We start from the raw sequence: 25911 nt of genomic DNA on the forward strand, positions 1-25911 counted from the left end.
GACGATGAAAAGTGTATTAATTACCGGGTTTGAGCCATTTGACGGGGAGCGGGTTAATCCTTCCTGGGAAGTGGTCAAACAGCTCAATGATCTGATGCTCGGCGGGGCCAAAGTGGTGGCCCGCCAATTACCTTGCGCTTTTGGCGAAGCCCTGATCGCGTTGAATGCCGCCATAGATGAAGTTCAGCCAGTATTGGTGTTGGCTATTGGTCAGGCGGGAGGCCGTGCCGAGATTAGCATCGAGCGGGTGGCCATTAATATTGACGACGCCCGCATTGCAGACAATCTGGGAAAGCAGCCCATAGACCAGCCAATAGTGGAAAATGGCCCGGCAGCCTACTTCACCCGTCTGCCTATCAAGGCCATGGTGCAGGGCATTCGCGAGGCGGGAATTCCGGCCTCAGTGTCTCAAACTGCCGGAACCTATGTCTGTAACCACGTAATGTACGGTTTATTACATCGGTTACATCAGGCTAATGATGAAGTTAAGGGTGGTTTTATTCATATCCCTTATTTACCGGAACAGGCAGTAAACCACCCTGGCGCGCCAAGTATGTCAGCGCACTCCGTGGTGATTGCTTTGGAACTGGCGATTTCCATCGCCTTACAAATTGATCATGATTCGCACATTGCCGGTGGTGCAATCCACTGATCCTACCTTTCGTCCTTGAAGCTACAGGGGTGTTTGCTTGCTGCCTACCTGTAACTCCAATGAGTTTGGGTATAAAAAACGCCACCTAAGAGGTTGGCGTTTTTACATCAAATAGCAAAAAGTCGGCCTATTACTTCAGTTGGCTCTTAAAATCACGTTCTGCATAACCGGTATAAAGTTGGCGCGGACGGGCAATTTTAATGCCTTCGTCGTGCATTTCATTCCAGTGAGCAATCCAGCCAATAGTACGGGCGATAGCAAAGATTACCGTGAACATAGAAGATGGAATTCCCAACGCTTTCAGGATGATACCTGAATAGAAATCGACGTTTGGATACAGTTTTCTCTCGATGAAGTACGGGTCGTTCAGCGCAATATGCTCTAACTCCATCGCCACTTTCAGCAAGTCGTCTTCCAGTTTTAGCTCTTTCAGCACTTCATGACAGGTCTCACGCATAACAGTTGCGCGCGGATCGTGGTTTTTATACACACGGTGACCGAAGCCCATCAGACGGAATGAGTCATTTTTATCTTTTGCACGACGGATAAACTCTGGAATGTGCTCAACAGTTTTAATCTCTTCCAGCATCTTCAGACAGGCTTCATTAGCACCGCCGTGAGCTGGCCCCCACAGGGAAGCGATCCCCGCAGCGATACAAGCAAACGGGTTCGCACCAGAAGACCCGGCGGTGCGCACCGTAGATGTCGAAGCATTTTGCTCATGGTCGGCATGCAGGATGAAAATGCGATCCATAGCGCGTTCCAGTACCGGGTTAACTTCGTATTTCTCACAAGGTGTAGAGAACATCATGTTCAGGAAGTTACCGGCATAGGACAGGTCGTTACGCGGATAAACAAATGGCTGGCCGATGGAATATTTGTAACACATCGCGGCGACCGTCGGCATTTTGGACAGCAGGCGGAAAGCGGTGATTTCACGATGGCGCTCATTATTGACATCCAGCGCATCGTGGTAGAAAGCCGCCAGTGCGCCCGTCACCCCACAGAGCACGGCCATTGGGTGTGAGTCGCGGCGAAATCCGCGGAACAGGCTGGTTATCTGTTCGTGGATCATGGTATGGCGGGTGACTGTCGCTTTGAAGGTTTCATACTCTTCTGCGGTCGGAGTTTCGCCATACAATAAGATGTAGCAAACTTCCAGATAAGTAGAGTTCTTGGCCAATTGGGCAATTGGGAAGCCTCGGTGCAGCAGAATACCTTCGTCACCATCAATATAAGTGATTTTTGATTCGCAGGATGCGGTAGAGGTAAAACCGGGGTCAAAGGTAAAATAACCTTTAGAACCTAGGGCACGAACATCAATAACGTCAGTGCCGATGGTCGGGGATAGCACGCCCAGTTCGATCGCAGCTTCGCCGTCCAGATTCAGCGTCGCTTTTTTGTTAGCCATTTACAGTCTCCTTAGCGCTTATTTTAAAACCCCTAACAATCTAAATGTCTTGGATACCCGCAGGGCATTCCCTCATCAGCACGTCTCTGTGTTCACCTTGAAAAGTGAATTAGGGTACAGAGTGTCTTACCAATGCGGCGGACGACTCAATCATGCGAATCGTCAACTGACGTTGCTTTTTTGTTAGAGATTTGTTGATTTCTTATAATTCGTTTTTCATTTTCCTACGAAACATATGGGGGTAATTACTGAGTACACTGTTGCATAACTTAAGCTTATGGGGAAGTGTATCCGCACACCTTTAGTGAATGATAGGGTTTGTTTTCACCATAGTTGTAATTTAAATGTTTATTCTTTGTCAAATCAGATAATTAATTTTATGCCAATTATGTAAATCGTGATCGTAATCACTGTTCAGGGGAAATGTTACCAATCAGATTGTGTGGGAATTGTAATAAGAATGTGAACCCCCTATACTGCCGCCAGGTCTCCGGATTACCCTGAAGTAGGAGCACCCAGCGTTATATAGAACACGTCATCTAAGCATTCAGGATGTTATGTTTAAATGTGCGATGTGAAGGGTTTCGGCTCTTAACGCTGTCTGATCCACGCCCAGGCCCGGAGGAAGGAAAATAATAAGAGCTGTGTGGGCAAAACCGTGAAAAAACAAAGACCTGTCAATTTGGATCTGCAAACGATTCGATTTCCTGTTACTGCGATAGCGTCCATTTTACACCGAGTCTCTGGCGTAATTACTTTCGTTGCCGTGGGTATCCTCCTTTGGCTGTTAGGTTTGTCTGTCTCTTCGCAAGAAGGGTTCATACAAGCTGCGGCTGTCATGAATAGCTTTTTTGTTAAATTCATCTTCTGGGGAATACTGACTGCGCTGGCCTATCACATTTGCGGTGGCATCCGTCACTTGTTAATGGATTTCGGCTATATCGAAGAGAGCTTGGCTGCGGGGACCCGCTCCGCCCAAGTAGCAATGGTGTTAACCTTGGTGCTGTCAGTTTTAGCTGGAGTCCTTGTATGGTAAGCAATGCTTCTGCGTTAGGGCGTAATGGCGTACACGACTGGCTGTTACTACGTGCTTCTGCGATCGTCATCACTCTGTATGTTCTTTATATTCTGGGCTTTGTCGTCATTGTCCCAGATATCACCTACGAAATCTGGCGTGCCTTCTTTGCTTCGCACATCACAAAAGTGTTTACCCTGCTGACATTGCTGTCGATTCTGGCTCACGCCTGGATTGGTTTGTGGCAGGTATTAACGGACTATATCAAGCCGATAGCGATACGACTGGTGTTGCAACTAGCCGTCGTGATTACGCTGCTGGTTTATCTATTATATGGAACCATTGTGGTGTGGGGTGCTTAAATGAAACTGCCGGTCAGAGAGTTTGATGCTGTTGTTGTTGGTGCGGGCGGCGCAGGTATGCGCGCGGCACTGCAAATTTCACAAATGGGGCTGTCGTGCGCCCTGATATCCAAAGTTTTCCCAACCCGTTCCCATACCGTATCTGCGCAAGGGGGTATCACTGTTGCGCTGGGTAATACCCATGAAGATAACTGGGAATGGCATATGTATGACACGGTAAAGGGTTCCGATTATATCGGTGACCAGGATGCCATTGAGTATATGTGTAAAACCGGCCCTGAAGCTGTCCTTGAGCTGGAACACATGGGGCTACCTTTCTCCCGTTTAGAAGATGGCAGCATTTATCAGCGGCCATTTGGTGGGCAGTCGCTCAACTTTGGCGGTGAGCAAGCGGCGCGTACTGCGGCGGCGGCTGACCGTACCGGGCATGCACTGTTACACACCCTTTATCAGCAAAACCTGAAAAATCACACCACGATTTTCTCCGAATGGTATGCACTGGATTTAGTGAAGAATCAGGACGGCGCTTTTGTGGGCTGTACCGCTATCTGCATTGAAACCGGTGAAGTGGTCTATTTCAAAGCGCGGGCGACTGTGCTGGCGACCGGCGGTGCTGGACGTATTTACCAGTCAACCACCAATGCGCACATTAATACCGGTGACGGTGTGGGCATGGCCCTGCGTGCCGGTGTTCCGGTGCAGGACATGGAAATGTGGCAATTCCACCCGACGGGTATCGCCGGGGCGGGTGTGTTGGTGACCGAGGGTTGCCGTGGTGAAGGCGGTTATCTGCTGAATAAACACGGCGAGCGCTTTATGGAGCGTTATGCGCCAAACGCCAAAGATTTGGCGGGTCGTGATGTTGTCGCGCGCTCCATTATGATTGAAATCCGTGAAGGCCGTGGTTGTGATGGCCCGTGGGGCCCGCATGCTAAATTGAAGTTGGATCACTTGGGTAAAGATGTGCTGGAATCCCGCCTGCCGGGCATTCTTGAGCTATCACGCACCTTTGCTCACGTTGACCCAATTAAAGAACCGATCCCGGTTATCCCAACTTGTCATTATATGATGGGCGGAATTCCGACCAAAGTAACTGGCCAGGCCATTACAGTTAATGAAAAGGGTGAAGATGTTGTCATCCCAGGTTTGTTTGCTGTGGGTGAAATTGCCTGTGTTTCCGTCCACGGTGCAAACCGTTTGGGAGGTAACTCATTGCTGGACTTGGTGGTATTTGGTCGCGCAGCCGGTATGCATCTGCAAGAGTCTTTGATGGAGCAGGGCGCTAGCCGCGATGCCAGTGATTCTGATATCGAAGCATCACTGGAGCGCATGAACCGTTGGAATAACACCCGCTCAGGTGAAGACCCGGTTGAGATCCGCAAAGCATTACAGGCCTGTATGCAGAATAACTTCTCGGTGTTCCGTGAAGGTGATGCTATGGCCAATGGTTTGGAAGAACTAAAAACTATCCGCGAACGTCTGCAAAATGCCCGTTTGGATGACACCTCCAGTGAATTCAATACCCAGCGTATTGAATGTCTGGAATTGGACAACCTGATGGAAACCGCGTTTTCCACTGCCGTGTCTGCAAACTTCCGTACCGAAAGCCGTGGCGCGCATAGCCGCTTCGACTTCCCGGAACGTGATGATGCTAACTGGTTGTGTCACTCGCTCTATTTGCCAGACACCGAAAGCATGACCCGCCGTGAGGTAAACATGCAACCTAAGCTACGCGCGGCCTTCCCGCCGAAAGTGCGTTCTTACTAATGCATGTGTTGTGTTGATAGGGTTAAATTCTAACCCGTTGCGGAGGAAAAGGTCATGAAGCTTGAGTTTTCAATTTATCGCTATAACCCGGACGTCGATAACGCGCCGCATATGCAGGATTATACCCTCGAAGCGGAAGAAGGCCGGGATATGATGTTGCTGGATGCCCTTATCCAGTTAAAAGAAAAAGATCCGACGCTGTCGTTTCGTCGCTCATGCCGTGAAGGTGTTTGTGGCTCAGACGGGTTGAATATGAATGGCAAAAATGGGCTGGCATGCATTACACCGGTTTCGGCTTTGCAAAAAGGCAATAAAAAGATTGTGATTCGCCCATTACCGGGGTTGCCGGTGGTGCGGGATTTAGTGGTCGATATGGGGCAGTTTTATACTCAATATGAGAAAATTAAACCTTACCTGTTGAATGATGGCAAAAATCCGCCAGCACGTGAGCATTTACAATCGCCGGAACAGCGCGAAAAACTGGATGGTTTGTATGAATGTATCCTGTGTGCCTGTTGCTCCACATCTTGCCCGTCATTTTGGTGGAATCCGGATAAATTTGTTGGCCCAGCAGGGTTACTGGCTGCCTATCGCTTCCTGATAGATAGCCGTGATACTGAAACAACAGCACGTTTGGATGATCTGGACGACGCTTTTAGTGTTTTCCGCTGCCATAGCATCATGAATTGTGTCAGTGTTTGTCCTAAAGGCCTTAACCCGACCAAAGCAATTGGTCACATTAAGTCTATGTTGTTACAGCGTAGCGCATGATAGTTACAGCGTAGTGCATGATAAGCGCTACAGTGCACATGATAGTTGCAACGTAGTACATGATGTGAGTTTATTAACCTGGGGATGTTTCCCCAGGTTGCTTAAAGGTAGGGAATCTCTAAAAGCCGACAAATTGTCCGTTTTTAGAGGTTCCTTGAACGGGACCGTTAAGGTCCATAACAGAACGTGTATTAAGCACGTCGAGTGAACCGTTTTTACGGCAAACCGTTGATATTACGGTGTATATGTTAACCACGGCGAAAACTGAAGCTTCAAAGCTTAAGGGATCATGATGCAGAACGGCGCAATGAAGGCCTGGCTGGATTCCTCCTATCTGGCGGGCGCGAACCAGTCCTACATAGAGCAGCTCTATGAAGACTTTTTAACCGATCCTGGTTCCGTTGATGATAGTTGGCGTTCAATTTTTCTACAACTACCTACGACGGGTGTAAAACCTGATCAGTTCCACTCTCAAACACGTGAGTATTTCCGTCGCCTGGCGAAGGATCCCTCTCGTTATAACTCATCCATCAGTGATCCTGAAAATGATGCCAAGCAAGTTAAGGTGTTGCAGTTAATCAATGCCTTCCGCTTCCGCGGCCATCAACATGCCAACCTAGACCCACTCGGTTTGTGGAAGCAGGAGTCTGTTCCAGACCTTGACCCTGCTTATCACCATCTGACCGAATCCGACTTCCAGAACACTTTCAATGTGGGTTCTTTTGCTATCGGCAAAGAAACCATGAAGCTGTCTGACTTGTATGCGGCCCTGAAACAGACCTATTGTGGTTCGATTGGCGCTGAATACATGCACATCACCAATACTGAAGAGAAACGTTGGCTTCAGCAGCGGATTGAATCGGTGGTCGGGAAACCCACATTCAGCGATGAAGAAAAGCGCCGCTTCCTGAGCGAACTGACTGCAGCTGAAGGTTTGGAGCGTTATTTAGGGGCTAAATTCCCTGGTGCTAAGCGTTTCTCACTGGAGGGCGGCGATTCGCTGGTCACCATGTTGAAAGAAATGATTCGCCATGCCGGTAAAAACGGAACACGTGAAGTGGTTCTGGGAATGGCGCACCGTGGCCGCCTGAACGTATTGATTAACGTGTTGGGTAAAAAACCGGAAGATTTGTTTGATGAATTCGCCGGCAAACATAAAGAGCATCTGGGGACTGGTGACGTTAAATATCACCAAGGTTTCTCATCCGATGTGGAAACCGAAGGCGGCCTGGTTCACTTGGCGCTGGCCTTTAACCCTTCACATTTGGAAATTGTTAGCCCAGTAGTCATCGGTTCTGTGCGAGCTCGTCGTGATCGTCTGGATGAAGCGCGCAGCAATATGGTATTGCCAATCACTATTCATGGTGATGCGGCGATTGCCGGGCAGGGCGTGGTGCAAGAAACATTGAACATGTCTCAAGCCCGTGGCTATGAAGTGGGCGGGACAGTGCGCATTGTTATCAACAACCAGATTGGTTTCACCACCTCGAACCCACTGGATGCGCGCTCTACCCAATACTGTACTGATATCGCCAAAATGGTGCAGGCCCCAATTTTCCACGTGAATGCTGATGATCCTGAAGCTGTGGCGTTTGTGACTCGTCTGGCGTTGGATTTCCGTAACACCTTTAAACGTGACGTGATGATCGACCTGGTTTGCTACCGCCGCCATGGGCATAACGAAGCCGATGAGCCAAGTGCAACACAGCCAGTGATGTATCAGAAGATCAAAAAACACCCGACGCCGCGCAAAATCTATGCTGACAAGCTGACTGAGCAAAATATCGCCAGCTTGGAAGATGCCACGGAAATGGTCAACCTGTACCGTGATGCACTGGATCATGGTGACTGTGTGGTGGAAGAATGGCGTCCAATGAATCTTCAATCCTTCACTTGGTCACCCTATCTGAACCACGAATGGGATGAAGAGTATCCAAGTAAAGTTGAGATGAAACGCCTGCAAGAGCTGGCGCGCCGTATCAGCCATGCGCCAGAAGCCATTGAAATGCAATCCCGTGTAGCCAAAATCTATGGCGACCGTGCTTTGATGGCAAGCGGCGAGAAACCATTTGACTGGGGCGGTGCTGAAACACTGGCTTACGCCACTCTGGTCGATGAAGGGATCCCCATTCGCTTATCTGGTGAAGATGCTGGGCGCGGGACTTTCTTCCATCGCCATGCGGTGATTCATAACCAGAAAAATGGCTCAGTTTATGTGCCATTGGCTAATGTTCACAGCGGGCAGGGCGATTTCCAGGTATGGGACTCCGTGTTATCGGAAGAAGCTGTTTTGGCGTTTGAATATGGTTATGCCACTGCAGAACCACGCACTCTGACTATCTGGGAAGCGCAGTTCGGTGACTTTGCCAACGGTGCTCAAGTCGTTATCGACCAGTTCATCAGCTCCGGCGAGCAGAAATGGGGCCGTATGTGTGGTCTGGTTATGCTGTTGCCGCACGGTTATGAAGGGCAAGGGCCAGAGCACTCCTCGGCACGATTGGAACGCTATCTGCAACTTTGCGCCGAACAAAACATGCAGGTGTGTATCCCTTCAACACCTGCACAGGTTTACCACATGATTCGCCGTCAGGCATTACGTGGTATGCGCCGTCCGCTGGTGGTGATGTCACCTAAATCATTGTTGCGTCATCCATTAGCAGTTTCTTCGCTGGATGAATTGGCTAATGGTAGCTTCTTACCCGCCATTGGTGAAATCGATGAGCTGGACCCGAAAGGCGTTAAGCGTGTCGTGATGTGCTCTGGCAAAGTTTATTATGATTTGCTGGAACAGCGACGCAAAAACGGGCAAACCGACGTTGCTATCGTGCGTATCGAGCAGCTTTATCCGTTCCCACATCACGCGGTACAAGCGGTGCTGGAACAATTTGCTCATGTGCATGATTTTGTTTGGTGTCAGGAAGAGCCGCTTAACCAGGGCGCCTGGTATTGCAGCCAGCATAACTTCCGTGAAGTGATCCCATTTGGCGCATCCTTGCGTTATGCAGGCCGTCCAGCATCAGCTTCACCGGCAGTTGGATACATTTCCGTACACCAAAAACAACAACAAGCGCTGGTTAATGACGCGCTGACTGTTGAATAGCGACCGGTTAACACATAAAGGATAGAGAATGAGTAGCGTAGATATTAATGTTCCTGACCTCCCTGAGTCTGTCGCCGATGGCTCTGTAGCAACCTGGCACAAGAAACCGGGCGATAGTGTCAAACGTGATGAAGTGCTGGTCGAAATTGAAACGGACAAAGTGATTCTGGAAGTTCCGGCGAGTCAGGACGGCATCTTGGATGTCATCTTGGAAGATGAGGGCGCGACCGTGCTCTCACGCCAGGTATTGGGCCGCATTCGCCCCAGTGACAGTTCCGGCTTACCGACGGAAGAAAAAAGCCAAAGCACGGAGTCAACTCCGGCTCAGCGCCAGACTGCTAGCTTGGAAGTTGAAAGCAACGATACTCTCAGCCCAGCGATTCGTCGCCTGATTGCTGAACATAGCCTTGATGCTTCGGCCATTAAAGGCAGTGGTGTGGGCGGGCGTATCACGCGTGAAGATGTCGATAGTCATCTGGCAAACCGGAAATCGGCTCCAGCCGCAGTGGAAACCAAAGTTGAAGCCGCCGCACCTGTAGCCGCTCTTGCTGGCCGCAGTGAAAAACGCGTGCCGATGACGCGTCTGCGTAAACGTGTTGCCGAGCGTCTGTTGGAAGCTAAAAACAGCACCGCGATGTTGACCACGTTTAACGAAATCAACATGAAGCCAATTATGGATCTGCGTAAGCAGTATGGCGAAGCTTTTGAGAAGCGCCACGGTGTCCGTTTGGGCTTTATGTCTTTCTATATCAAAGCGGTCGTTGAAGCACTGAAACGCTATCCAGAAGTGAATGCTTCCCTCGATGGCGAAGACGTGGTTTACCACAATTACTTTGATATTAGTATTGCCGTTTCTACTCCGCGTGGTCTGGTTACTCCGGTATTGCGTGATGTGGACACCATGGGCATGGCTGATATTGAGAAGAAAATCAAAGAACTGGCTATAAAAGGCCGTGACGGCAAATTGAAAGTTGAAGAACTGACCGGTGGTAATTTCACTATTACCAATGGCGGTGTATTCGGCTCATTGATGTCGACTCCGATCATTAACCCGCCACAAAGCGCAATCCTTGGCATGCATGCCATTAAAGACAGGCCTATGGCGGTAGAGGGTCAGGTAGTGATTCTGCCAATGATGTATCTGGCACTGTCCTACGATCACCGTTTGATTGACGGCCGTGAATCCGTTGGTTATTTGGTGACGGTAAAAGAGATGCTGGAAGATCCAGCTCGCTTACTGCTCGACGTATAAAAAAGATAAATGACAAGGTCAGTCTGATTGCAAGGTGTTGATTACCTGCCTCCGTGCAATCAGGCTACCTGGTAGGCTTCGGCTCAACTCAGACCTTATATGGATAGAACATCATGAATTTACACGAATATCAGGCAAAACAACTGTTTGCTCGGTATGGCATGCCAGCGCCAACTGGCTACGCCTGTACCACACCGCGTGAAGCAGAAGAAGCCGCATCTAAAATCGGTGCTGGCCCGTGGGTGGTTAAATGTCAGGTGCATGCTGGTGGTCGCGGTAAAGCGGGCGGCGTGAAACTGGTTAATAGCAAAGAAGATATTCGTGCTTTCGCTGAACAGTGGTTGGGCAAAAAACTGGTGACTTACCAGACTGATGCACATGGCCAACCCGTTCACCAAATTTTAGTTGAAGCGGCGACTGATATCGACAAAGAGCTATATCTGGGCGCGGTTATTGACCGTAGCTCCCGTCGGGTGGTGTTTATGGCATCTACTGAGGGCGGTGTTGAGATTGAGAAAGTTGCCGAAGAAACACCAGAATTGATCCACAAAATTGCCTTGGACCCATTGACTGGTCCGCAGCCTTATCAAGGTCGTGAATTGGCTTTCAAACTGGGCCTGACCGGTAAGCAAGTTGCTCAATTTACCAAGATCTTTATGGGGCTGGCGACCTTGTTCTTGGAACGCGATTTGGCGATGGTTGAGATCAATCCGCTGGTTATCACCAAGCAGGGCGATCTGATTTGTTTGGATGGCAAATTGGGTGCTGATGGCAACGCCTTGTTCCGTCAACCCGAACTGCGTGAAATGCGAGATCCTAGCCAGGAAGATGCCCGTGAAGCTCATGCTGCGCAGTGGGAACTGAATTACGTGGCGCTGGATGGCAACATTGGCTGCATGGTAAATGGTGCTGGTCTGGCCATGGGTACTATGGACATCGTGAAACTGCACGGCGGTGAGCCGGCTAACTTCCTTGATGTCGGCGGTGGTGCTACTAAAGAGCGTGTGACTGAAGCCTTCAAAATTATTTTGTCTGATGACAAAGTAAAAGCGGTTTTCGTGAACATCTTCGGCGGGATTGTGCGTTGTGACCTGATTGCTGACGGCATTATCGGTGCAGTTGAAGAAGTGGGTGTCAATGTGCCAGTGGTCGTTCGTCTGGAAGGGAATAACGCCGAACTGGGTGCCAAAAAACTGGCAGACAGCGGTTTGAATATCATTGCTGCGACCAGCCTGACAGATGCGGCTCAGCAAGTTGTAGCGGCAGTGGGGGCTAAATAATGTCTATTTTAATTGATAAAAACACCAAAGTTATTTGCCAGGGTTTTACCGGTAGCCAAGGGACTTTCCATTCCGAACAAGCTATTGCTTATGGCACAAAAATGGTGGGTGGCGTAACGCCAGGCAAAGGCGGCACCCAGCATTTGGGCTTACCAGTATTCAATACTGTACGTGAAGCGGTAGATGCGACCGGTGCTACGGCCTCTGTTATCTATGTACCAGCTCCGTTCTGCAAAGACTCGATTCTGGAAGCTATCGACGCCGGTATTAAATTAATTATCTGTATTACTGAAGGCATTCCAACACTGGATATGCTGGTGGTAAAAGTCAGATTAGAACAGTCTGATGCACGGATGATCGGCCCGAACTGCCCAGGTGTTATCACCCCAGGTGAATGTAAGATTGGTATCATGCCGGGTCACATTCATTTGCCGGGCAAAGTGGGTATTGTCTCCCGCTCAGGTACTTTGACCTATGAAGCAGTAAAACAAACTACTGATATCGGTTTCGGTCAGTCCACTTGTGTTGGTATCGGTGGCGACCCGATCCCAGGTTCTAACTTCATCGATATCCTGAAGTTGTTCCAGGAAGATCCGCAAACTGAAGTGATTGTGATGATCGGTGAAATCGGCGGCAACGCAGAAGAAGAAGCCGCAGCTTACATTAAAGATCACGTGACCAAACCTGTCGTGGGTTACATTGCTGGTGTGACTGCACCAAAAGGCAAGCGTATGGGCCATGCGGGCGCCATCATTGCAGGCGGTAAAGGAACTGCGGATGATAAATTTGCTGCGCTGGAAGCTGCGGGGGTGAAAACCGTCCGTAGCCTGGCTGAAATCGGCAATGCTGTTAAAGCAGTTTATCAGAGCAATAAATAATCTTGTGATATAGAGGCCACCTTAGGGTGGCCTTTTTAATACCTAATCAGAATTTATTCAGCGCCGTAATAAGAGCGATATCTGTTTGAGCCTGCTGTTTAACTTGCTCATTTTTGCTGCCCGACACTTGTTGCTGCAATGTCGTCAGCGCTGCGTCGTAACTGGTTTTATCTTTGAACAGCTTATCTTTTATGTTGATCGATGCAATGTTGGTATAGCGGCCATCATCCGTGGCTGGCACTGCTATGGTGCCGTTATTAATCAATTGTTTAACAATCTGCCGCTCTTTCTCATAGCCTTCCAGCCCCACCAAATGCCAGCGCTGTTGAGGTTTTCCCTCATATTTCCCCATTTTAACATCCGTCAGATAGTGAATTGTTAGGTTACGGATAGTGCCTTCTTCTTCACCATATTGGGCTTTGCTGTCCGATAATATCGGGAATGATTGTCCTTCCAGCACGCCGCCTTTTTGCGTTAAATGCCCCATCCGATAACTGTTCATGCCCAAATGTATGGGAGTGATATCTGTGACGGGGGTGCCGTCATTGAGACGCAGGTCGGTGATACGCATCCCTGCGGGTTGGCGTAAATCGATGGTGTATGTCACCCCATCAAAGAAGTCATTAGTAGAATATTTAGAGGCACGGCGCTGCGGGTTAAAGCTGTAGGTTACGTCGCCCAGCTTAACTTGGTTAAAGTAGTCAGCCGACCACTCCATATATTGCTTCAGTTCTTTACCAGTCAGGGCATAAACCGTAATTTCACCGCCAGCATATTGATAGTTGAATGCAATGTCTTTAGCCGTGATATCACCCACATCCATTTTGGGACGGTCATTATCAATCTGCAAGGCGATGACTTGGGCCTGCGGGGCATAATAATGGGCGGCTTCTTGATAGAGTGCACTGATACCGGTGTCTTGCACATGGACTTGCGGAATACCTTTAATCTCATCCGGCGGGACTAAATTTGTACCGCTCAGTTTCGCAATCACTCGATTAGCATTGGCGCGCAAAATATCGTGGTAAGGTTGATAGAGTGATTCCAGCGTTTTATCAGACTCAATCCCCTTGATAGGGTAGGTGTAGCTGTCTTTCTCTATAAGGTGATATTTCCCGTCGCGTTGCTCAAATTTCAGGTCAATACGGGAAAGGGCACGGCCATATTTATCCGGCTCAGTAATAATGACGCCGTTGACCACCGCTTTATCAATTTTTACATGCATATGGCCCGCGACAATGGCAGCAAGTTCTGGATTGGCTTTGGCGATATCGCCAACACCGGTTCCGGGCCGCTGATTCTCATTGTCGATTCCCATATGCGCTACCAGAACAATGGCATCTACCTGTGGCTGGAGCTGCTGAATGACCTTTTTCACTTCCTGCACTGGATCAGTGAAATGGATGCCATTAATACGGTCAGTACCCTGAGCAAACTCGGCGGTCATCGGAGTATCCATCCCGATAATGCCGATTTTAACCCCTTGGCGCTCAATTATTTTGTAAGAGGGCAGGTAGGGTTTACCTGAATCCCAGAAAATATTGCCCGCCAGTGCTGCGCCGTCAAATTGCTTTAATGAGGTAGAAAGAGCTTTCAAGCCAAAATCGAATTCGTGATTACCCATCACCCAGGCGTCATATTTCAAGGCATTAAAGCCAAGGATCATTGGGCTGATAGGTTCGTTTTTAAAGGTTTCGACAAAGTTGCCCTGAATAGTATCGCCGGCATCCACCAGAATAATATTCGGTTGTTCAGCCCGTATTTTATGCACTTTGGTGGCTATTTGACTTAGACTACCGGCCAGATTTTCACTGTCACTGGCATAGTCCCATGGTACGAAAGTGCCATGTAAATCAGAGGTTCCCAAGATAGTAATATCAATTTGTGGTGCAGCGAAAGCGGGGGAGCTGATACAGAGTAATGTGGTGAGTGCTATTTTTTTCATTGTAGGAGATTCATTTATCAGGTAATAGCACTTTATCATGCAACAAAATAGCAACACTTGCGAACGCTTCCCTCAGGATGGACTAATATATTCATGTAAAACTCGGAAATGTGATTTAACTCACTCTGAAAATAATAAATTTAAAAGTTAACCTGGATCGCATAATAACCACGTAATAAAGCACGAACTAAACTATAAAATTACATTCTGTTAACAGTTGTGGATTATATAAAAACAATTGAACTTTTAATTAACATTAGAAAGAAATAATTGTTCTAAATCAACTTTTGAATATAGCAATAATGTTCATATGGGCTTAAATTGTTCTGGATCAAATTACGATATGATAGGCAAATGGCCTATTTATTGACCTGTATCCAGAACTCGAAGCTGGGTCACGTAAAATCCTATTTATTGTGTGGGATTAGAAGCGTACTATTACCGCGGTGTAATACTGGGTAGTTGATATTGTTATTTTTGTTGTGTTTTTTGGGCATTCACTGCGGGTAATGACTAAACTTCCAATATAACGGAGGTCCAGTTGCCGCAAGTCGGAGTCTTCGTGCGAGGAGCAAGGAGTCAAGATGTTTGATATTGTCGAACTGTCACGGTTACAGTTTGCCTTAACGGCAATGTACCATTTCTTATTTGTCCCATTAACGCTGGGTATGGCGTTTTTGTTGGCAATTATGGAATCGGTTTATGTGCTGTCTGGCAAACAAATCTATAAAGATATGACCAAGTTCTGGGGTAAGTTATTTGCGATTAACTTTGCTCTGGGTGTTGCTACTGGTCTGACTATGGAGTTCCAATTCGGGACCAACTGGTCATATTTCTCACATTACGTCGGTGATATTTTCGGTGCCCCTCTGGCAATCGAAGGTTTAATGGCGTTCTTCTTAGAATCTACTTTCGTCGGTCTATTCTTCTTCGGTTGGGATCGTCTGAGTAAACACCAGCATTTGGCAGTAACCTGGCTGGTTGCATTAGGCTCTAACTTCTCTGCACTGTGGATCTTGGTTGCGAATGGCTGGATGCAAAACCCGATTGCATCTGACTTCAACTTTGAAACCATGCGTATGGAAATGCTGAGCTTCTCAGAGTTGGTGCTAAATCCAGTTGCTCAGGTGAAATTCGTTCACACTGTGGCCGCAGGTTATGTCACTGGCGCGATGTTTGTTCTGGGTATCAGTTCTTACTATCTATTGAAAGGCCGTGATATTCCGTTCGCCAAACGTTCCTTTGCTATTGCTGCGAGTTTTGGTATGGCTGCCGTGCTGTCTGTTATCGTGCTGGGTGATGAATCCGGTTATGAGATGGGTGACGTGCAGAAAACCAAATTGGCTGCGATTGAAGCAGAATGGGAAACTCAGCCACCTCCGGCGGCTTTCACGCTATTTGCCATCCCCAATCAGGAAACCATGGAGAACCGGTTTGCGGTTCAGATTCCATTCGCTCTGGGGATAATTGCGACCCGTTCATTGGATACGCCAGTTATCGGCTTACGTGATTTGATGTCTCAGCACGAAGTCCGTATCCGTAATGGTATCCATGCTTACAGTCTGTTAGAAAAATTACGTTCCGGTAATACTGACCCAGCCGTGCGTGAAGCATTCAGTAAGGCGAAGCAAGACTTGGGCTACGGTCTATTACTGAAGCGTTATACACAAAACGTTACCGATGCGACTGAAGAGCAAATTCAGTTAGCAGCACAGGACTCCATTCCACGCGTTCTGCCGCTGTACTTTGCCTTCCGTATCATGGTGGCCTGTGGTTTCCTGATGTTAATTATCATCGGCCTGTCCTTCTATAATGTGATTCGTGGTCGGATTGGTGAGAAGAAATGGTTACTGCGTGCCGCATTGTTCGGTATTCCGTTACCGTGGATTGCAGTCGAAGCAGGTTGGTTTGTGGCGGAATATGGTCGCCAACCATGGGCCATCGGTGAGGTGCTACCGACAGCAATTGCAAACTCATCCGTCTCCGCCGGGGATATTTTATTCTCCATGGGGCTGATTTGCGGTTTGTACACGCTGTTCCTGGTGGCAGAAATGTACCTGATGTTCAAATTCGCGCGCCTTGGGCCTAGCAGCCTGAAAACTGGCCGTTATCATTTTGAGCAGCCGACTGCCCCAGTGCAGGAAGCACGGTAAACAGGAGTCCACTTATGTTTGATTATGAAGTATTACGATTTATCTGGTGGCTGCTGATCGGTGTACTGCTGATTGGTTTCGCAGTCACTGATGGTTTCGATATGGGTGTCGGTATCCTGCTGCGCATCATCGGGAAGAATGATACAGAACGTCGCATTATGATTAACTCGATTGCCCCTCACTGGGATGGTAATCAGGTTTGGTTGATAACTGCGGGTGGGGCGCTGTTTGCTGCCTGGCCAATGGTGTATGCCGCGGCATTCTCCGGCTTCTATATTGCGATGATTTTGGTGTTGGCTGCGTTATTCTTCCGCCCGGTCGGTTTCGATTACCGGTCTAAGCTGGAAAACAGCCGCTGGCGTAATATGTGGGACTGGGGCATTTTTGTCGGTAGCTTCGTGCCTGCGGTGGTGTTCGGTGTGGCGTTCGGTAACTTGCTGCAAGGTGTGCCGTTCCATATGGACAGCTACATGCGCCTGTTCTACACCGGTAACTTCTTCCAGTTGTTAAACCCGTTTGGTTTACTGGCAGGGGTGGTCAGCTTGACCATGCTGGTCACACAGGGTGCGACTTACCTGCAAATGCGTACCCGTGGGGAGTTGCACTTGCGTTCCCGTGCTGCGGCGCAAATCTCTGCGTTGGTGATGGGCGTTGCCTTCCTGCTGGCCGGTATCTGGTTAGTTAATGGTATTGATGGCTTTGTTGTGACCTCAGCATTGGATACAGCAGCTCAATCTAACCCGATGCGTAAAGAAGTTGCACATCAAGCAGGTGCATGGTTGATTAATTTCAACAAGTATCCAAGCTTGTGGGCGCTGCCAGCACTGGGCGTGATTTTGCCTCTGTTCACCATCTTGTTATCGCGCTTTGAAAAAGGGGCTTGGGCGTTCCTGTTCTCATCACTGACCATTGCCTGTGTGATACTGACTGCTGGGGTCACTATGTTCCCATTCGTTATGCCGTCAAGCACAGTGCCAAATGTCAGTCTGACAATGTGGGATGCAACATCGAGCCTGTTAACGCTGAAAGTGATGACCATTGTTGCGATAATCTTTGTTCCTATCATCCTGATTTACACCAGCTGGTGTTACTACAAGATGTTCGGGCGCATTGATAAAGAGTTCATCGAAAACAACAAGCATTCACTGTACTAAGGAGCATAAAGCATGTGGTATTTTGCCTGGATTCTAGGGACACTTCTGGCCTGCTCCTTTGGTATCATTACTGCCCTGGCGCTGGAGCAGAGTGAAGCCAACGCAGCAGCGAAAGCCGCTAATAATGGCGAAGATGATGTTGTCCGATAAGCTATACAATCTAATGGACAAGGGCTCGCTACGAGCCCTTTCACTGGTGCTCGCATTTGCTGTGGCTTTTTGTGTGTTCTGGGACCCTTCGCGTTTTGCGGCGGCAACTAGCTCACTGGAAGTCTGGCAAGAGGTGTTTATCGTGTGGGCGGTTTGTACCGGTGTGATTCATGGCGTTGGTTTTCGTCCAAAACGGATGTGGTTACGCGCTTTTTTCTCACCACTTCCAGCAATTGTGATCTTGGGCGCGGGATTATTCTACTTTTTTGTCTAATCTGGTCATATTTCGCCTAATCTGAACACAAACTCTCCTTTATGGGTCGCCTGGCCCATAATTATTTTCGTTCTATTCTTGCAAGTGATTCCAAACCTTATCACTCTTCAGTATAGTGTGTCCGTTAACTGCATTACTGGGAAGTAGAGTGAGTAATACGTTGTTTCGATGGCCGGTTCGTGTCTACTTTGAAGACACTGATGCTGGCGGCGTGGTTTACCACGCACGCTACGTTGCCTTTTATGAAAGGGCGCGCACAGAAATGTTGCGCCAACGCAATTTTCACCAGCAGCAATTGCTCAGTGAGCATGTCGCTTTCGCTGTCCGCCGCATGACGGTAGAATACCTGGCACCTGCACGTCTTGATGATATGCTGGAGGTTCAGAGTGAAATTACCGCAATGCGTGGGGCTTCTCTCTCGTTTGCTCAACGAATTCTCGACTCACATGGCAATCTTCTGAGTAGTGCAGAAGTATTGATCGCATGTATCGATCCACACCAAATGAAGCCAAGAGCGCTTCCTAAGTCTATTGTCGCGGAGTTTAAGTAGTGGCTGACATGAACATTCTGGATTTATTCCTGCAGGCAAGCCTATTCGTTAAGCTTATCATGCTGGTATTGATGGGCTTTTCTATTGCTTCATGGGCGATAATCATTCAGCGAACGCGTATTCTGAATGCGGCTACCCGCGATGCTGAAGCCTTCGAAGATAAATTTTGGTCCGGCATAGAGCTGTCTCGCCTGTATCAAGAGAGTCAGGCTCGCCGTGATACGCTGGGTGGTTCCGAGCAAATCTTCCATTCCGGATTTAAAGAGTTTGCGCGTTTACATCGTGCAAATAGCCATGCGCCTGAAGCGGTGATTGACGGTGCTTCCCGTGCGATGCGTATCTCGATGAACCGCGAATTAGAAGCGCTGGAAACTCATATTCCTTTCCTTGGTACTGTTGGTTCCATCAGCCCGTATATCGGTCTGTTTGGTACAGTATGGGGGATTATGCATGCCTTTATTTCTCTGGGTGCAGTCAAGCAGGCGACATTGCAAATGGTCGCACCGGGTATTGCTGAAGCACTGATTGCCACGGCGATCGGCTTGTTTGCCGCTATCCCTGCTGTTATGGCTTATAACCGCCTGAATCAGCGTGTGAATAAACTTGAACAAAACTATGACAACTTCATGGAAGAGTTCATTGCTATTCTGCATCGCCAGGCTTTTGCCAGCGCCGAGAGCAAATAAGTAGGGGGTTGTATGGCGCGAGGACGTGGTCGTAAACGGCGCGAGCTTAAGTCTGAAATTAACATTGTTCCCTTGCTCGACGTTTTGCTGGTGCTATTGCTGATCTTTATGGCGACCGCGCCGATTATCACGCAAAGCGTTGAGGTGGACTTACCTGACGCGACGGATTCAAAAACTGTCTCCAGCGATGATAATCCTCCGGTGATTGTCGAAGTCTCAGGTGTGGGCCAATACTCGCTGGTTATTGACCATCAGCGGATGGAGCAACTACCCTCAGAACAAGTGGTGGCAGAGGCTCAAGCAAGGTTGAAATCGAATCCGAAAACTGTATTTTTGATCGGCGGCGCGAAAGAGGTTCCTTATGATGAAATTATTAAGGCCCTTAATATGCTGCATCAGGCTGGAGTGACATCGGTAGGCTTAATGACTCAACCGATATAAATTTGCGTTGATATTGGCTGGGTTGATAGTAAATCCAGCCAGTAGATACCCTGTTTTTGGCAGTTCCGTTTTTTAGCAATAGAGCGCGGACATCGAGTGTGGAAATCGAGCGTGGGTAAGGCAACCGAGCAAAATGATAAGCTGAATCGCGCTGTTATAGTGTCGGTGGTTCTGCACATCGTATTGATTGCCCTGTTGATTTGGGGCTCTCTGACGCAGACGACTGAAATGGGCGGCGGCGGTGCTGGCGGCGAAGTTATTGATGCCGTTATGGTCGACCCGGGCGCGGTGACAGAGCAGTATAACCGCCAGCAACAGCAGCAGACGGACGCTAAACGGGCGGAACAACAACGCCAGAAGAAAGCCGATCAGCAAGCTGAAGAATTACAGCAAAAACAGGCGACTGAGCAACAACGTCTGAAAGAATTGGAAAAAGAGCGTCTGCAAGCACAAGAAGATGCCAAGCAGGCGGTTGAAGAACAGAAAAAACAGGCTGCTGAACAGCAAAAAGAAGCGGCTGAGCAACAAAAAGTGGCCGCCGCTGCTGCGGCGAAAGCTAAAGAGGAGCAGAAGCAGGCCGAGGCCGCTGCAGCTCAAGCCAAAGCAGAAGCGGATAAGCTGGTGAAAGCGCAGGCTGAAGCACAGAAAAAAGCGGAAGCTGAGGCCAAGAAAGAGGCTGCAGTCGCTGCTGCTGCGAAGAAGCAAGCTGATGCTGATGCGAAGAAAGCCGCAGAAGCTGCTGAAAAAGCTGCAACAGAGGCCGCTGAAAAGAAAGCCGCCGCTGATGCTGAGAAAAAAGCAGCTGCTGACGCTAAGAAAGCCGCTGCTGCTGAGGCCAAAAAGAAAGCTGCCGCAGAAGCTGCCGCGGCAACAGATGTTGATGATTTATTCGGTGGCTTGGCAAATTCCAAGAATGCGCCGAAAAGTGGATCAGGTGCCGGTGCCGCCGCTGCCGGTAAAGGTGGTGGCAAGAAGAGCGGGGCATCAGGCGCGGAGGTCAGTGGCTATCTAGGCCAGATTACTGCTGCGATCCAAAGTAAATTTTATGATGCAGATCTTTACAAAGGCCGTACCTGTGATCTGCGAATTAAATTGGCACCAGATGGTCTATTAATTGATGTTAAAGCGGAAGGCGGCGACCCGGCACTGTGCCAGGCTGCAATCGCCGCAGCAAAACAAGCGAAGATCCCTAAACCACCAAGTTCTGATGTTTATGAGGTGTTTAAGAATGCTCCGCTTGTATTTAAACCTCAATAAGGTTTGATTGACGGGGATATACTCTGTTAAGCAACCATGTATTATGTAGTTTTGTTTGCGTTGGTTTGTTAAAATTCTGCTAATTATCGCGGGCATCCCGCTCGGGTAAGGGAGACAAGATGAAGCAGGCATGTCGAGTTGCGCTAGGCTTTTTAGTTTTATGGGCTTCTGTTTTACACGCGGAAGTTCGCATTGAAATTACCCAAGGGGTAGATTCTGCTCGTCCAATTGGCGTTGTGCCATTCAAATGGATGGGGCCAGGTACACCACCGGAAGAGATTGGCGCGATCGTCGGCGCAGATTTACGCAACAGTGGCAAATTTAACCCAATTGATGCGGCGCGTATGCCACAGCAACCGTCTACTGCAGCTGAAGTGACACCTGCTGCCTGGACTGCATTGGGTATTGATGCCGTGGTTGTAGGGCAGGTTCAGCCAAGTGCTGATGGCAGCTTCGTGGTTTCTTACCAGTTAGTGGATACCTCTGGTGCTGCGGGTAGTGTATTGGCGCAAAATCAGTATAAAGTGACTAAACAGTGGTTACGTTATGCCGCGCATACTGCCAGTGACGAAGTCTTTGAAAAGCTGACCGGGATTAAAGGTGCGTTCCGTACCCGAATTGCTTATGTGGTGCAAACCAACGGCGGCAAATTCCCACATGAATTGCGAGTCTCTGATTACGATGGCTACAACCAGTTTGTGGTTCACCGCTCTCCAGAGCCTTTGATGTCACCAGCCTGGTCTCCAGATGGCAGCAAAATTGCTTATGTAACTTTTGAGAGTGGCAAATCAGCACTGGTTATTCAGACGCTGGCAAATGGTGCAATCAGACAAGTGGCCTCATTCCCACGTCATAATGGTGCGCCAGCTTTCTCACCAGACGGTACCAAATTGGCCTTCGCTTTGTCTAAAAGCGGTAGCTTGAATTTGTATGTTATGGACTTGGGGTCTGGCCAAATCAGCCAGGTGACCGATGGCCGTAGCAATAACACTGAACCAAGCTGGTTCCCGGATAGCCAAAACCTGGCCTATACCTCGGATCAGGGCGGTCGTCCACAAGTGTATAAAGTGAATATTAATGGCGGTGCGCCACAGCGAATCACGTGGGAAGGTTCTCAGAACCAGAACGCAGATGTGAGTCCTGATGGTAAGTTCCTGGTATTGGTTAGTTCCAATGGTGGGGCACAACACATCGCCAAAATGGATCTGGTAACGGGAGCCGTTCAAGTATTAACGGACACGTTCCTGGATGAAACGCCTAGTATCGCGCCTAACGGCACCATGGTTATCTATAGCTCGACACAAGGGCTGGGAGCCGTGTTACAGCTGGTCTCGACTGATGGGCGTTTCAAAGCGCGTCTTCCGGCAACTGATGGACAGGTCAAATTTCCTGCCTGGTCGCCGTATCTGTGATGCATGTGTAAATACGTATGTATGGCAAACTATAAAAAAGGATCAAAGAGATGCAACTGAACAAAGTGCTAAAAGGGCTAATGTTGGCTTTGCCAGTTCTGGCTGTAGCGGCTTGTAGTTCCAACAAAAGCGCAAATAATGACCAATCTGGCATGGGCGCTGGCACTGGTACAGAAAACGGCAGCAACCTGTCTTCCGAAGAGCAAGCGCGTCTTCAGATGCAAGAACTGCAAAAGAACAATATCGTTTACTTCGGTTTCGATAAATACGATATCGGTTCTGACTTCGCTCAAATGCTGGATGCGCATGCTGCATTCCTGCGTAGCAACCCATCTTACAAAGTTGTTGTTGAAGGCCACGCGGATGAACGCGGTACGCCAGAATACAACATCGCGTTGGGCGAGCGTCGTGCAAACGCAGTGAAAATGTATCTGCAAGGTAAAGGCGTTTCTGCTGACCAAATCTCTATCGTTTCTTACGGTAAAGAGAAGCCAGCAGTACTGGGCCATGACGAAGCAGCATTTGCTAAAAACCGTCGTGCAGTTCTGGTTTACTAAGAGAATCGCATGAACAGTAACTTCAGACGTCACTTAGTGGGTCTGTCGTTATTGGTTGGCGTAGCGGTCCCATGGGCCGCTACTGCCCAAGCGCCAATCAGTAATGTCGGCTCCGGCTCGGTAGAAGATCGGGTCACTCAACTTGAGCGTATTTCCAACGCTCACAGCCAACTATTAACTCAACTTCAGCAACAACTATCAGATTCGCAACGCGATGTAGATAGCTTACGCGGTCAGATCCAAGAAAATCAGTATCAGCTCAATCAAATTGTTGAGCGGCAAAAACAGATCTATCAGCAGATGGATAGTCTGAGCGGTGGTCAGGGGGCGTCTACTTCAACGCCTGCGGCTGCTGGCGCTGCGGCAGATAATGCAACGGCTGGAAGTTCTGATGCTGCCACCGCAGGCGCAGCAGCGGCTACAGCGGCACCTTCAGCAAGTACTGGTGATGAAAACAGCGATTACAATACAGCCGTTTCTCTGGCTCTTGAGAAAAAGCAATACGATCAAGCGATCACTGCTTTCCAAGGTTTTGTGAAACAGTACCCAAAGTCGACTTACCAGCCTAATGCCAATTACTGGTTAGGGCAGTTGTATTACAACAAAGGTAAGAAAGACGATGCTGCGTATTATTATGCTGTTGTTGTAAAAAATTATCCAAAGTCCCCAAAAAGTTCAGAAGCGATGTTTAAAGTCGGGGTGATCATGCAGGATAAAGGCCAAAGTGATAAAGCTAAGGCGGTTTATCAACAAGTGATCAAGCAATATCCCAACACTGATGCTGCTAAACAGGCACAGAAACGTTTATCTGCACTTTAGCTTTTTTCGAGCCCAGGAATTGGTCTTATTGACTAATTTCTGGGCTTTAGCGAGCGAAGAACAAGCAGTTAGACGTCTTTACAGAAATTTAAGTTGCACTGTGAAGAGAAATTAGTAATATATGCCGCCGTTGCCAAGACAACTTGTAAAACGTTAAAGCAACAGGAAATTATCGTTCGCAGTAAGCATAATGGGTCGTTAGCTCAGTTGGTAGAGCAGTTGACTTTTAATCAATTGGTCGCAGGTTCGAATCCCGCACGACCCACCATTATGAAGAATTATCAGGGTATCAAATCGTAGGAATGAGAACCGTAAAGGTTCGAGTCGAGCGAAGCGAGACAGCAACGCGTAGCGTTGACCCGAAGGGCGAGTCCGCAGGACGAGTAATCCTGCACGACCGACCATTATGTTATGAAGTACCGCATTACAGCGGGTCGTTAGCTCAGTTGGTAGAGCAGTTGACTTTTAATCAATTGGTCGCAGGTTCGAATCCCGCACGACCCACCATTCTTTCGCAGTTTGGTTTGAATGTAAGAAGTTGAAATCATCGCATAGATATTCCTCTTCCTGTTTTGTCTAAAATACCTCGAGTGGATTTATTCCACACGACTGGCAGTGAATTGTCATCAAGCAGTAAACATAATGGGTCGTTAGCTCAGTTGGTAGAGCAGTTGACTTTTAATCAATTGGTCGCAGGTTCGAATCCCGCACGACCCACCATTATGAAGAATTATCAGGGTATCAAATCGTAGGAATGAGAATCGTAAAGGTTCGAGTCGAGCGAAGCGAGACAGCAGCGCGTAGCGTTGACCCGAAGGGCGAGTCCGCAGGACGAGTAATCCCGCACGACCCACCATTATGTTTTACAGTAAAGTATACGCAGTACCGCATTACAGCGGGTCGTTAGCTCAGTTGGTAGAGCAGTTGACTTTTAATCAATTGGTCGCAGGTTCGAATCCCGCACGACCCACCATTATCTCAAGTATCGAAATATCCCCCCAGACTCAGAAGTTGCATACTACACAGCATCGTGTGGGTGAGATCCTGCGTTCAGGTTCGAGCCGAGCGAAGCGAGACAGCAACGCGCTAGCGTTGACCCGAAGGGCGAGTCCGCAGGACGAGTCATCCCGCACGACCCACCATTATCTCAAGTATCGAAATATCCCCCCAGACTCAGAAGTTGCATACTACACAGCATCGTGTGGGTGAGATCCTGCGTTCAGGTTCGAGCCGAGCGAAGCGAGACAGCAACGCGCTAGCGTTGACCCGAAGGGCGAGTCCGCAGGACGAGTCATCCCGCACGACCCACCATTATCTCAAGTATCGAAATATCCCCCCAGACTCAGAAGTTGCATACTACACAGCATCGTGTGGGTGAGATCCTGCGTTCAGGTTCGAGCCGAGCGAAGCGAGACAGCAACGCGCTAGCGTTGACCCGAAGGGCGAGTCCGCAGGACGAGTCATCCCGCACGACCCACCATTATCTCAAGTATCGAAATATCCCCCCAGACTCAGAAGTTGCATACTACACAGCATCGTGTGGGTGAGATCCTGCGTTCAGGTTCGAGCCGAGCGAAGCGAGACAGCAACGCGCTAGCGTTGACCCGAAGGGCGAGTCCGCAGGACGAGTCATCCCGCACGACCCACCATTATCTCAAGTATCGAAATATCCCCCCAGACTCAGAAGTTGCATACTACACAGCATCGTGTGGGTGAGATCCTGCGTTCAGGTTCGAGCCGAGCGAAGCGAGACAGCAACGCGCTAGCGTTGACCCGAAGGGCGAGTCCGCAGGACGAGTCATCCCGCACGACCCACCATTATCTCAAGTATCGAAATATCCCCCCAGACTCAGAAGTTGCATACTACACAGCATCGTGTGGGTGAGATCCTGCGTTCAGGTTCGAGCCGAGCGAAGCGAGACAGCAACGCGCTAGCGTTGACCCGAAGGGCGAGTCCGCAGGACGAGTCATCCCGCACGACCCACCATTATCTCAAGTATCGAAATATCCCCCCAGACTCAGAAG

Annotated in this window: 22 protein-coding genes, 4 tRNA genes and 8 other RNA genes; 32 read left to right on the forward strand and 2 right to left on the reverse strand. The window is 48.9% G+C overall.

What is annotated here, in order from left to right:
* Window positions 1–4: 4 nt before the first annotated feature.
* A complete protein-coding gene (gene pcp / locus DXZ79_RS06720) occupies window positions 5–652 on the forward strand; it encodes a pyroglutamyl-peptidase I (RefSeq protein WP_038634670.1) in 648 nt (215 codons plus the stop codon).
* 130 nt (window positions 653–782) lie between these two features.
* Here pcp and DXZ79_RS06725 read toward each other — a convergent pair whose 3' ends face one another.
* The gene (locus DXZ79_RS06725) at window positions 783–2063 is read right to left on the reverse strand and encodes a citrate synthase (protein ID WP_038634668.1); all 1281 of its coding nucleotides are present in this window, start codon (window positions 2061–2063) and stop codon (window positions 783–785) included.
* Between the two features lie 646 nt (window positions 2064–2709).
* Between DXZ79_RS06725 and sdhC the strand changes: the two genes are divergently transcribed.
* From sdhC to sucD, 8 genes are all read left to right on the forward strand, one after another.
* On the forward strand, window positions 2710–3099 hold the full coding sequence (gene sdhC, locus DXZ79_RS06730) for a succinate dehydrogenase cytochrome b556 subunit (RefSeq protein ID WP_038634666.1): 390 nt from the start codon (window positions 2710–2712) through the stop codon (window positions 3097–3099).
* The gene (gene sdhD, locus DXZ79_RS06735) at window positions 3093–3440 is read left to right on the forward strand and encodes a succinate dehydrogenase membrane anchor subunit (protein WP_038634664.1); all 348 of its coding nucleotides are present in this window, start codon (window positions 3093–3095) and stop codon (window positions 3438–3440) included. The genes sdhC and sdhD overlap by 7 nt, the downstream gene beginning before the upstream one ends.
* Window positions 3441–5207: a succinate dehydrogenase flavoprotein subunit gene (gene sdhA / locus DXZ79_RS06740; protein WP_038634661.1), complete on the forward strand. Its 1767-nt coding sequence runs from the start codon at window positions 3441–3443 to the stop codon at window positions 5205–5207.
* 54 nt (window positions 5208–5261) lie between these two features.
* The gene (locus DXZ79_RS06745) at window positions 5262–5978 is read left to right on the forward strand and encodes a succinate dehydrogenase iron-sulfur subunit (protein ID WP_005165479.1); all 717 of its coding nucleotides are present in this window, start codon (window positions 5262–5264) and stop codon (window positions 5976–5978) included.
* Window positions 5979–6270: 292 nt separating this feature from the next.
* Window positions 6271–9078 carry a 2-oxoglutarate dehydrogenase E1 component gene (gene sucA / locus DXZ79_RS06750; protein WP_038634658.1) on the forward strand — a complete coding sequence of 936 codons (2808 nt, stop codon included), beginning with the start codon at window positions 6271–6273 and terminating at the stop codon, window positions 9076–9078.
* Between the two features lie 28 nt (window positions 9079–9106).
* Window positions 9107–10330: a 2-oxoglutarate dehydrogenase complex dihydrolipoyllysine-residue succinyltransferase gene (gene odhB / locus DXZ79_RS06755; RefSeq protein WP_038634655.1), complete on the forward strand. Its 1224-nt coding sequence runs from the start codon at window positions 9107–9109 to the stop codon at window positions 10328–10330.
* Window positions 10331–10443: 113 nt separating this feature from the next.
* The gene (gene sucC, locus DXZ79_RS06760; protein ID WP_004393313.1) at window positions 10444–11610 is read left to right on the forward strand and encodes an ADP-forming succinate--CoA ligase subunit beta; all 1167 of its coding nucleotides are present in this window, start codon (window positions 10444–10446) and stop codon (window positions 11608–11610) included.
* Window positions 11610–12488 carry a succinate--CoA ligase subunit alpha gene (gene sucD, locus DXZ79_RS06765; protein ID WP_038634652.1) on the forward strand — a complete coding sequence of 293 codons (879 nt, stop codon included), beginning with the start codon at window positions 11610–11612 and terminating at the stop codon, window positions 12486–12488. Before sucC ends, sucD begins: the two co-directional genes overlap by 1 nt.
* 46 nt (window positions 12489–12534) lie before the next feature.
* Here the strand turns inward: sucD and DXZ79_RS06770 are convergent, their stop codons facing one another.
* Entirely contained in the window at window positions 12535–14433 is a 1899-nt protein-coding gene (locus DXZ79_RS06770) for a metallophosphoesterase (RefSeq protein ID WP_038634650.1), read from the reverse strand.
* A 584-nt stretch (window positions 14434–15017) separates the two neighbouring features.
* Between DXZ79_RS06770 and cydA the strand changes: the two genes are divergently transcribed.
* From cydA to DXZ79_RS06885, 23 genes are all read left to right on the forward strand, one after another.
* The gene (gene cydA / locus DXZ79_RS06775; protein WP_038634645.1) at window positions 15018–16586 is read left to right on the forward strand and encodes a cytochrome ubiquinol oxidase subunit I; all 1569 of its coding nucleotides are present in this window, start codon (window positions 15018–15020) and stop codon (window positions 16584–16586) included.
* Between the two features lie 14 nt (window positions 16587–16600).
* Window positions 16601–17740 (forward strand): cytochrome d ubiquinol oxidase subunit II, encoded by a 1140-nt coding sequence (gene cydB, locus DXZ79_RS06780; protein WP_038634643.1) that lies wholly within the window; start codon window positions 16601–16603, stop codon window positions 17738–17740.
* A gap of 12 nt (window positions 17741–17752) precedes the next feature.
* Window positions 17753–17890 carry a cytochrome bd-I oxidase subunit CydX gene (cydX, locus tag DXZ79_RS06785; RefSeq protein WP_004393309.1) on the forward strand — a complete coding sequence of 46 codons (138 nt, stop codon included), beginning with the start codon at window positions 17753–17755 and terminating at the stop codon, window positions 17888–17890.
* Window positions 17877–18164: a cyd operon protein YbgE gene (gene ybgE / locus DXZ79_RS06790; RefSeq protein ID WP_050112730.1), complete on the forward strand. Its 288-nt coding sequence runs from the start codon at window positions 17877–17879 to the stop codon at window positions 18162–18164. The genes cydX and ybgE overlap by 14 nt, the downstream gene beginning before the upstream one ends.
* A gap of 148 nt (window positions 18165–18312) precedes the next feature.
* On the forward strand, window positions 18313–18714 hold the full coding sequence (ybgC, locus tag DXZ79_RS06795; RefSeq protein WP_038634637.1) for a tol-pal system-associated acyl-CoA thioesterase: 402 nt from the start codon (window positions 18313–18315) through the stop codon (window positions 18712–18714).
* Window positions 18714–19400: a Tol-Pal system protein TolQ gene (gene tolQ / locus DXZ79_RS06800; RefSeq protein ID WP_004393307.1), complete on the forward strand. Its 687-nt coding sequence runs from the start codon at window positions 18714–18716 to the stop codon at window positions 19398–19400. The genes ybgC and tolQ overlap by 1 nt, the downstream gene beginning before the upstream one ends.
* Window positions 19401–19412: 12 nt before the next feature.
* Entirely contained in the window at window positions 19413–19841 is a 429-nt protein-coding gene (gene tolR / locus DXZ79_RS06805) for a colicin uptake protein TolR (RefSeq protein ID WP_038634634.1), read from the forward strand.
* A gap of 111 nt (window positions 19842–19952) precedes the next feature.
* Window positions 19953–21098, forward strand: coding sequence for a cell envelope integrity protein TolA (gene tolA, locus DXZ79_RS06810; protein WP_038634631.1), 1146 nt, complete (start codon window positions 19953–19955; stop codon window positions 21096–21098).
* Between the two features lie 119 nt (window positions 21099–21217).
* Window positions 21218–22510, forward strand: a complete 1293-nt coding sequence (gene tolB / locus DXZ79_RS06815; protein ID WP_038634628.1) for a Tol-Pal system beta propeller repeat protein TolB — start codon at window positions 21218–21220, stop codon at window positions 22508–22510.
* Between the two features lie 50 nt (window positions 22511–22560).
* The gene (pal, locus tag DXZ79_RS06820; RefSeq protein ID WP_005278500.1) at window positions 22561–23067 is read left to right on the forward strand and encodes a peptidoglycan-associated lipoprotein Pal; all 507 of its coding nucleotides are present in this window, start codon (window positions 22561–22563) and stop codon (window positions 23065–23067) included.
* A gap of 9 nt (window positions 23068–23076) precedes the next feature.
* On the forward strand, window positions 23077–23886 hold the full coding sequence (cpoB, locus tag DXZ79_RS06825; RefSeq protein ID WP_120011173.1) for a cell division protein CpoB: 810 nt from the start codon (window positions 23077–23079) through the stop codon (window positions 23884–23886).
* A gap of 192 nt (window positions 23887–24078) precedes the next feature.
* A tRNA-Lys gene (locus DXZ79_RS06830) sits at window positions 24079–24154 on the forward strand.
* Window positions 24155–24166: 12 nt separating this feature from the next.
* Window positions 24167–24290: non-coding RNA, RtT sRNA (locus tag DXZ79_RS06835), on the forward strand.
* 27 nt (window positions 24291–24317) lie between these two features.
* A tRNA-Lys gene (locus DXZ79_RS06840) sits at window positions 24318–24393 on the forward strand.
* 137 nt (window positions 24394–24530) lie between these two features.
* A tRNA-Lys gene (locus DXZ79_RS06845) sits at window positions 24531–24606 on the forward strand.
* Window positions 24607–24620: 14 nt separating this feature from the next.
* Window positions 24621–24742: non-coding RNA, RtT sRNA (locus DXZ79_RS06850), on the forward strand.
* A gap of 41 nt (window positions 24743–24783) precedes the next feature.
* Window positions 24784–24859, forward strand: a tRNA-Lys gene (locus DXZ79_RS06855).
* A gap of 43 nt (window positions 24860–24902) precedes the next feature.
* A non-coding RNA gene (locus DXZ79_RS06860) (RtT sRNA) lies at window positions 24903–25028 on the forward strand.
* A gap of 43 nt (window positions 25029–25071) precedes the next feature.
* A non-coding RNA gene (locus DXZ79_RS06865) (RtT sRNA) lies at window positions 25072–25197 on the forward strand.
* Between the two features lie 43 nt (window positions 25198–25240).
* Window positions 25241–25366, forward strand: a non-coding RNA gene (locus DXZ79_RS06870) — RtT sRNA.
* A gap of 43 nt (window positions 25367–25409) precedes the next feature.
* Window positions 25410–25535, forward strand: a non-coding RNA gene (locus DXZ79_RS06875) — RtT sRNA.
* Between the two features lie 43 nt (window positions 25536–25578).
* Window positions 25579–25704: non-coding RNA, RtT sRNA (locus DXZ79_RS06880), on the forward strand.
* Window positions 25705–25747: 43 nt separating this feature from the next.
* Window positions 25748–25873, forward strand: a non-coding RNA gene (locus DXZ79_RS06885) — RtT sRNA.
* Window positions 25874–25911: the final 38 nt, after the last annotated feature.

The sequence above is a fragment of the Yersinia rochesterensis genome (assembly GCF_003600645.1).
GTDB classification, from domain to species: Bacteria; Pseudomonadota; Gammaproteobacteria; order Enterobacterales; family Enterobacteriaceae; genus Yersinia; species Yersinia rochesterensis.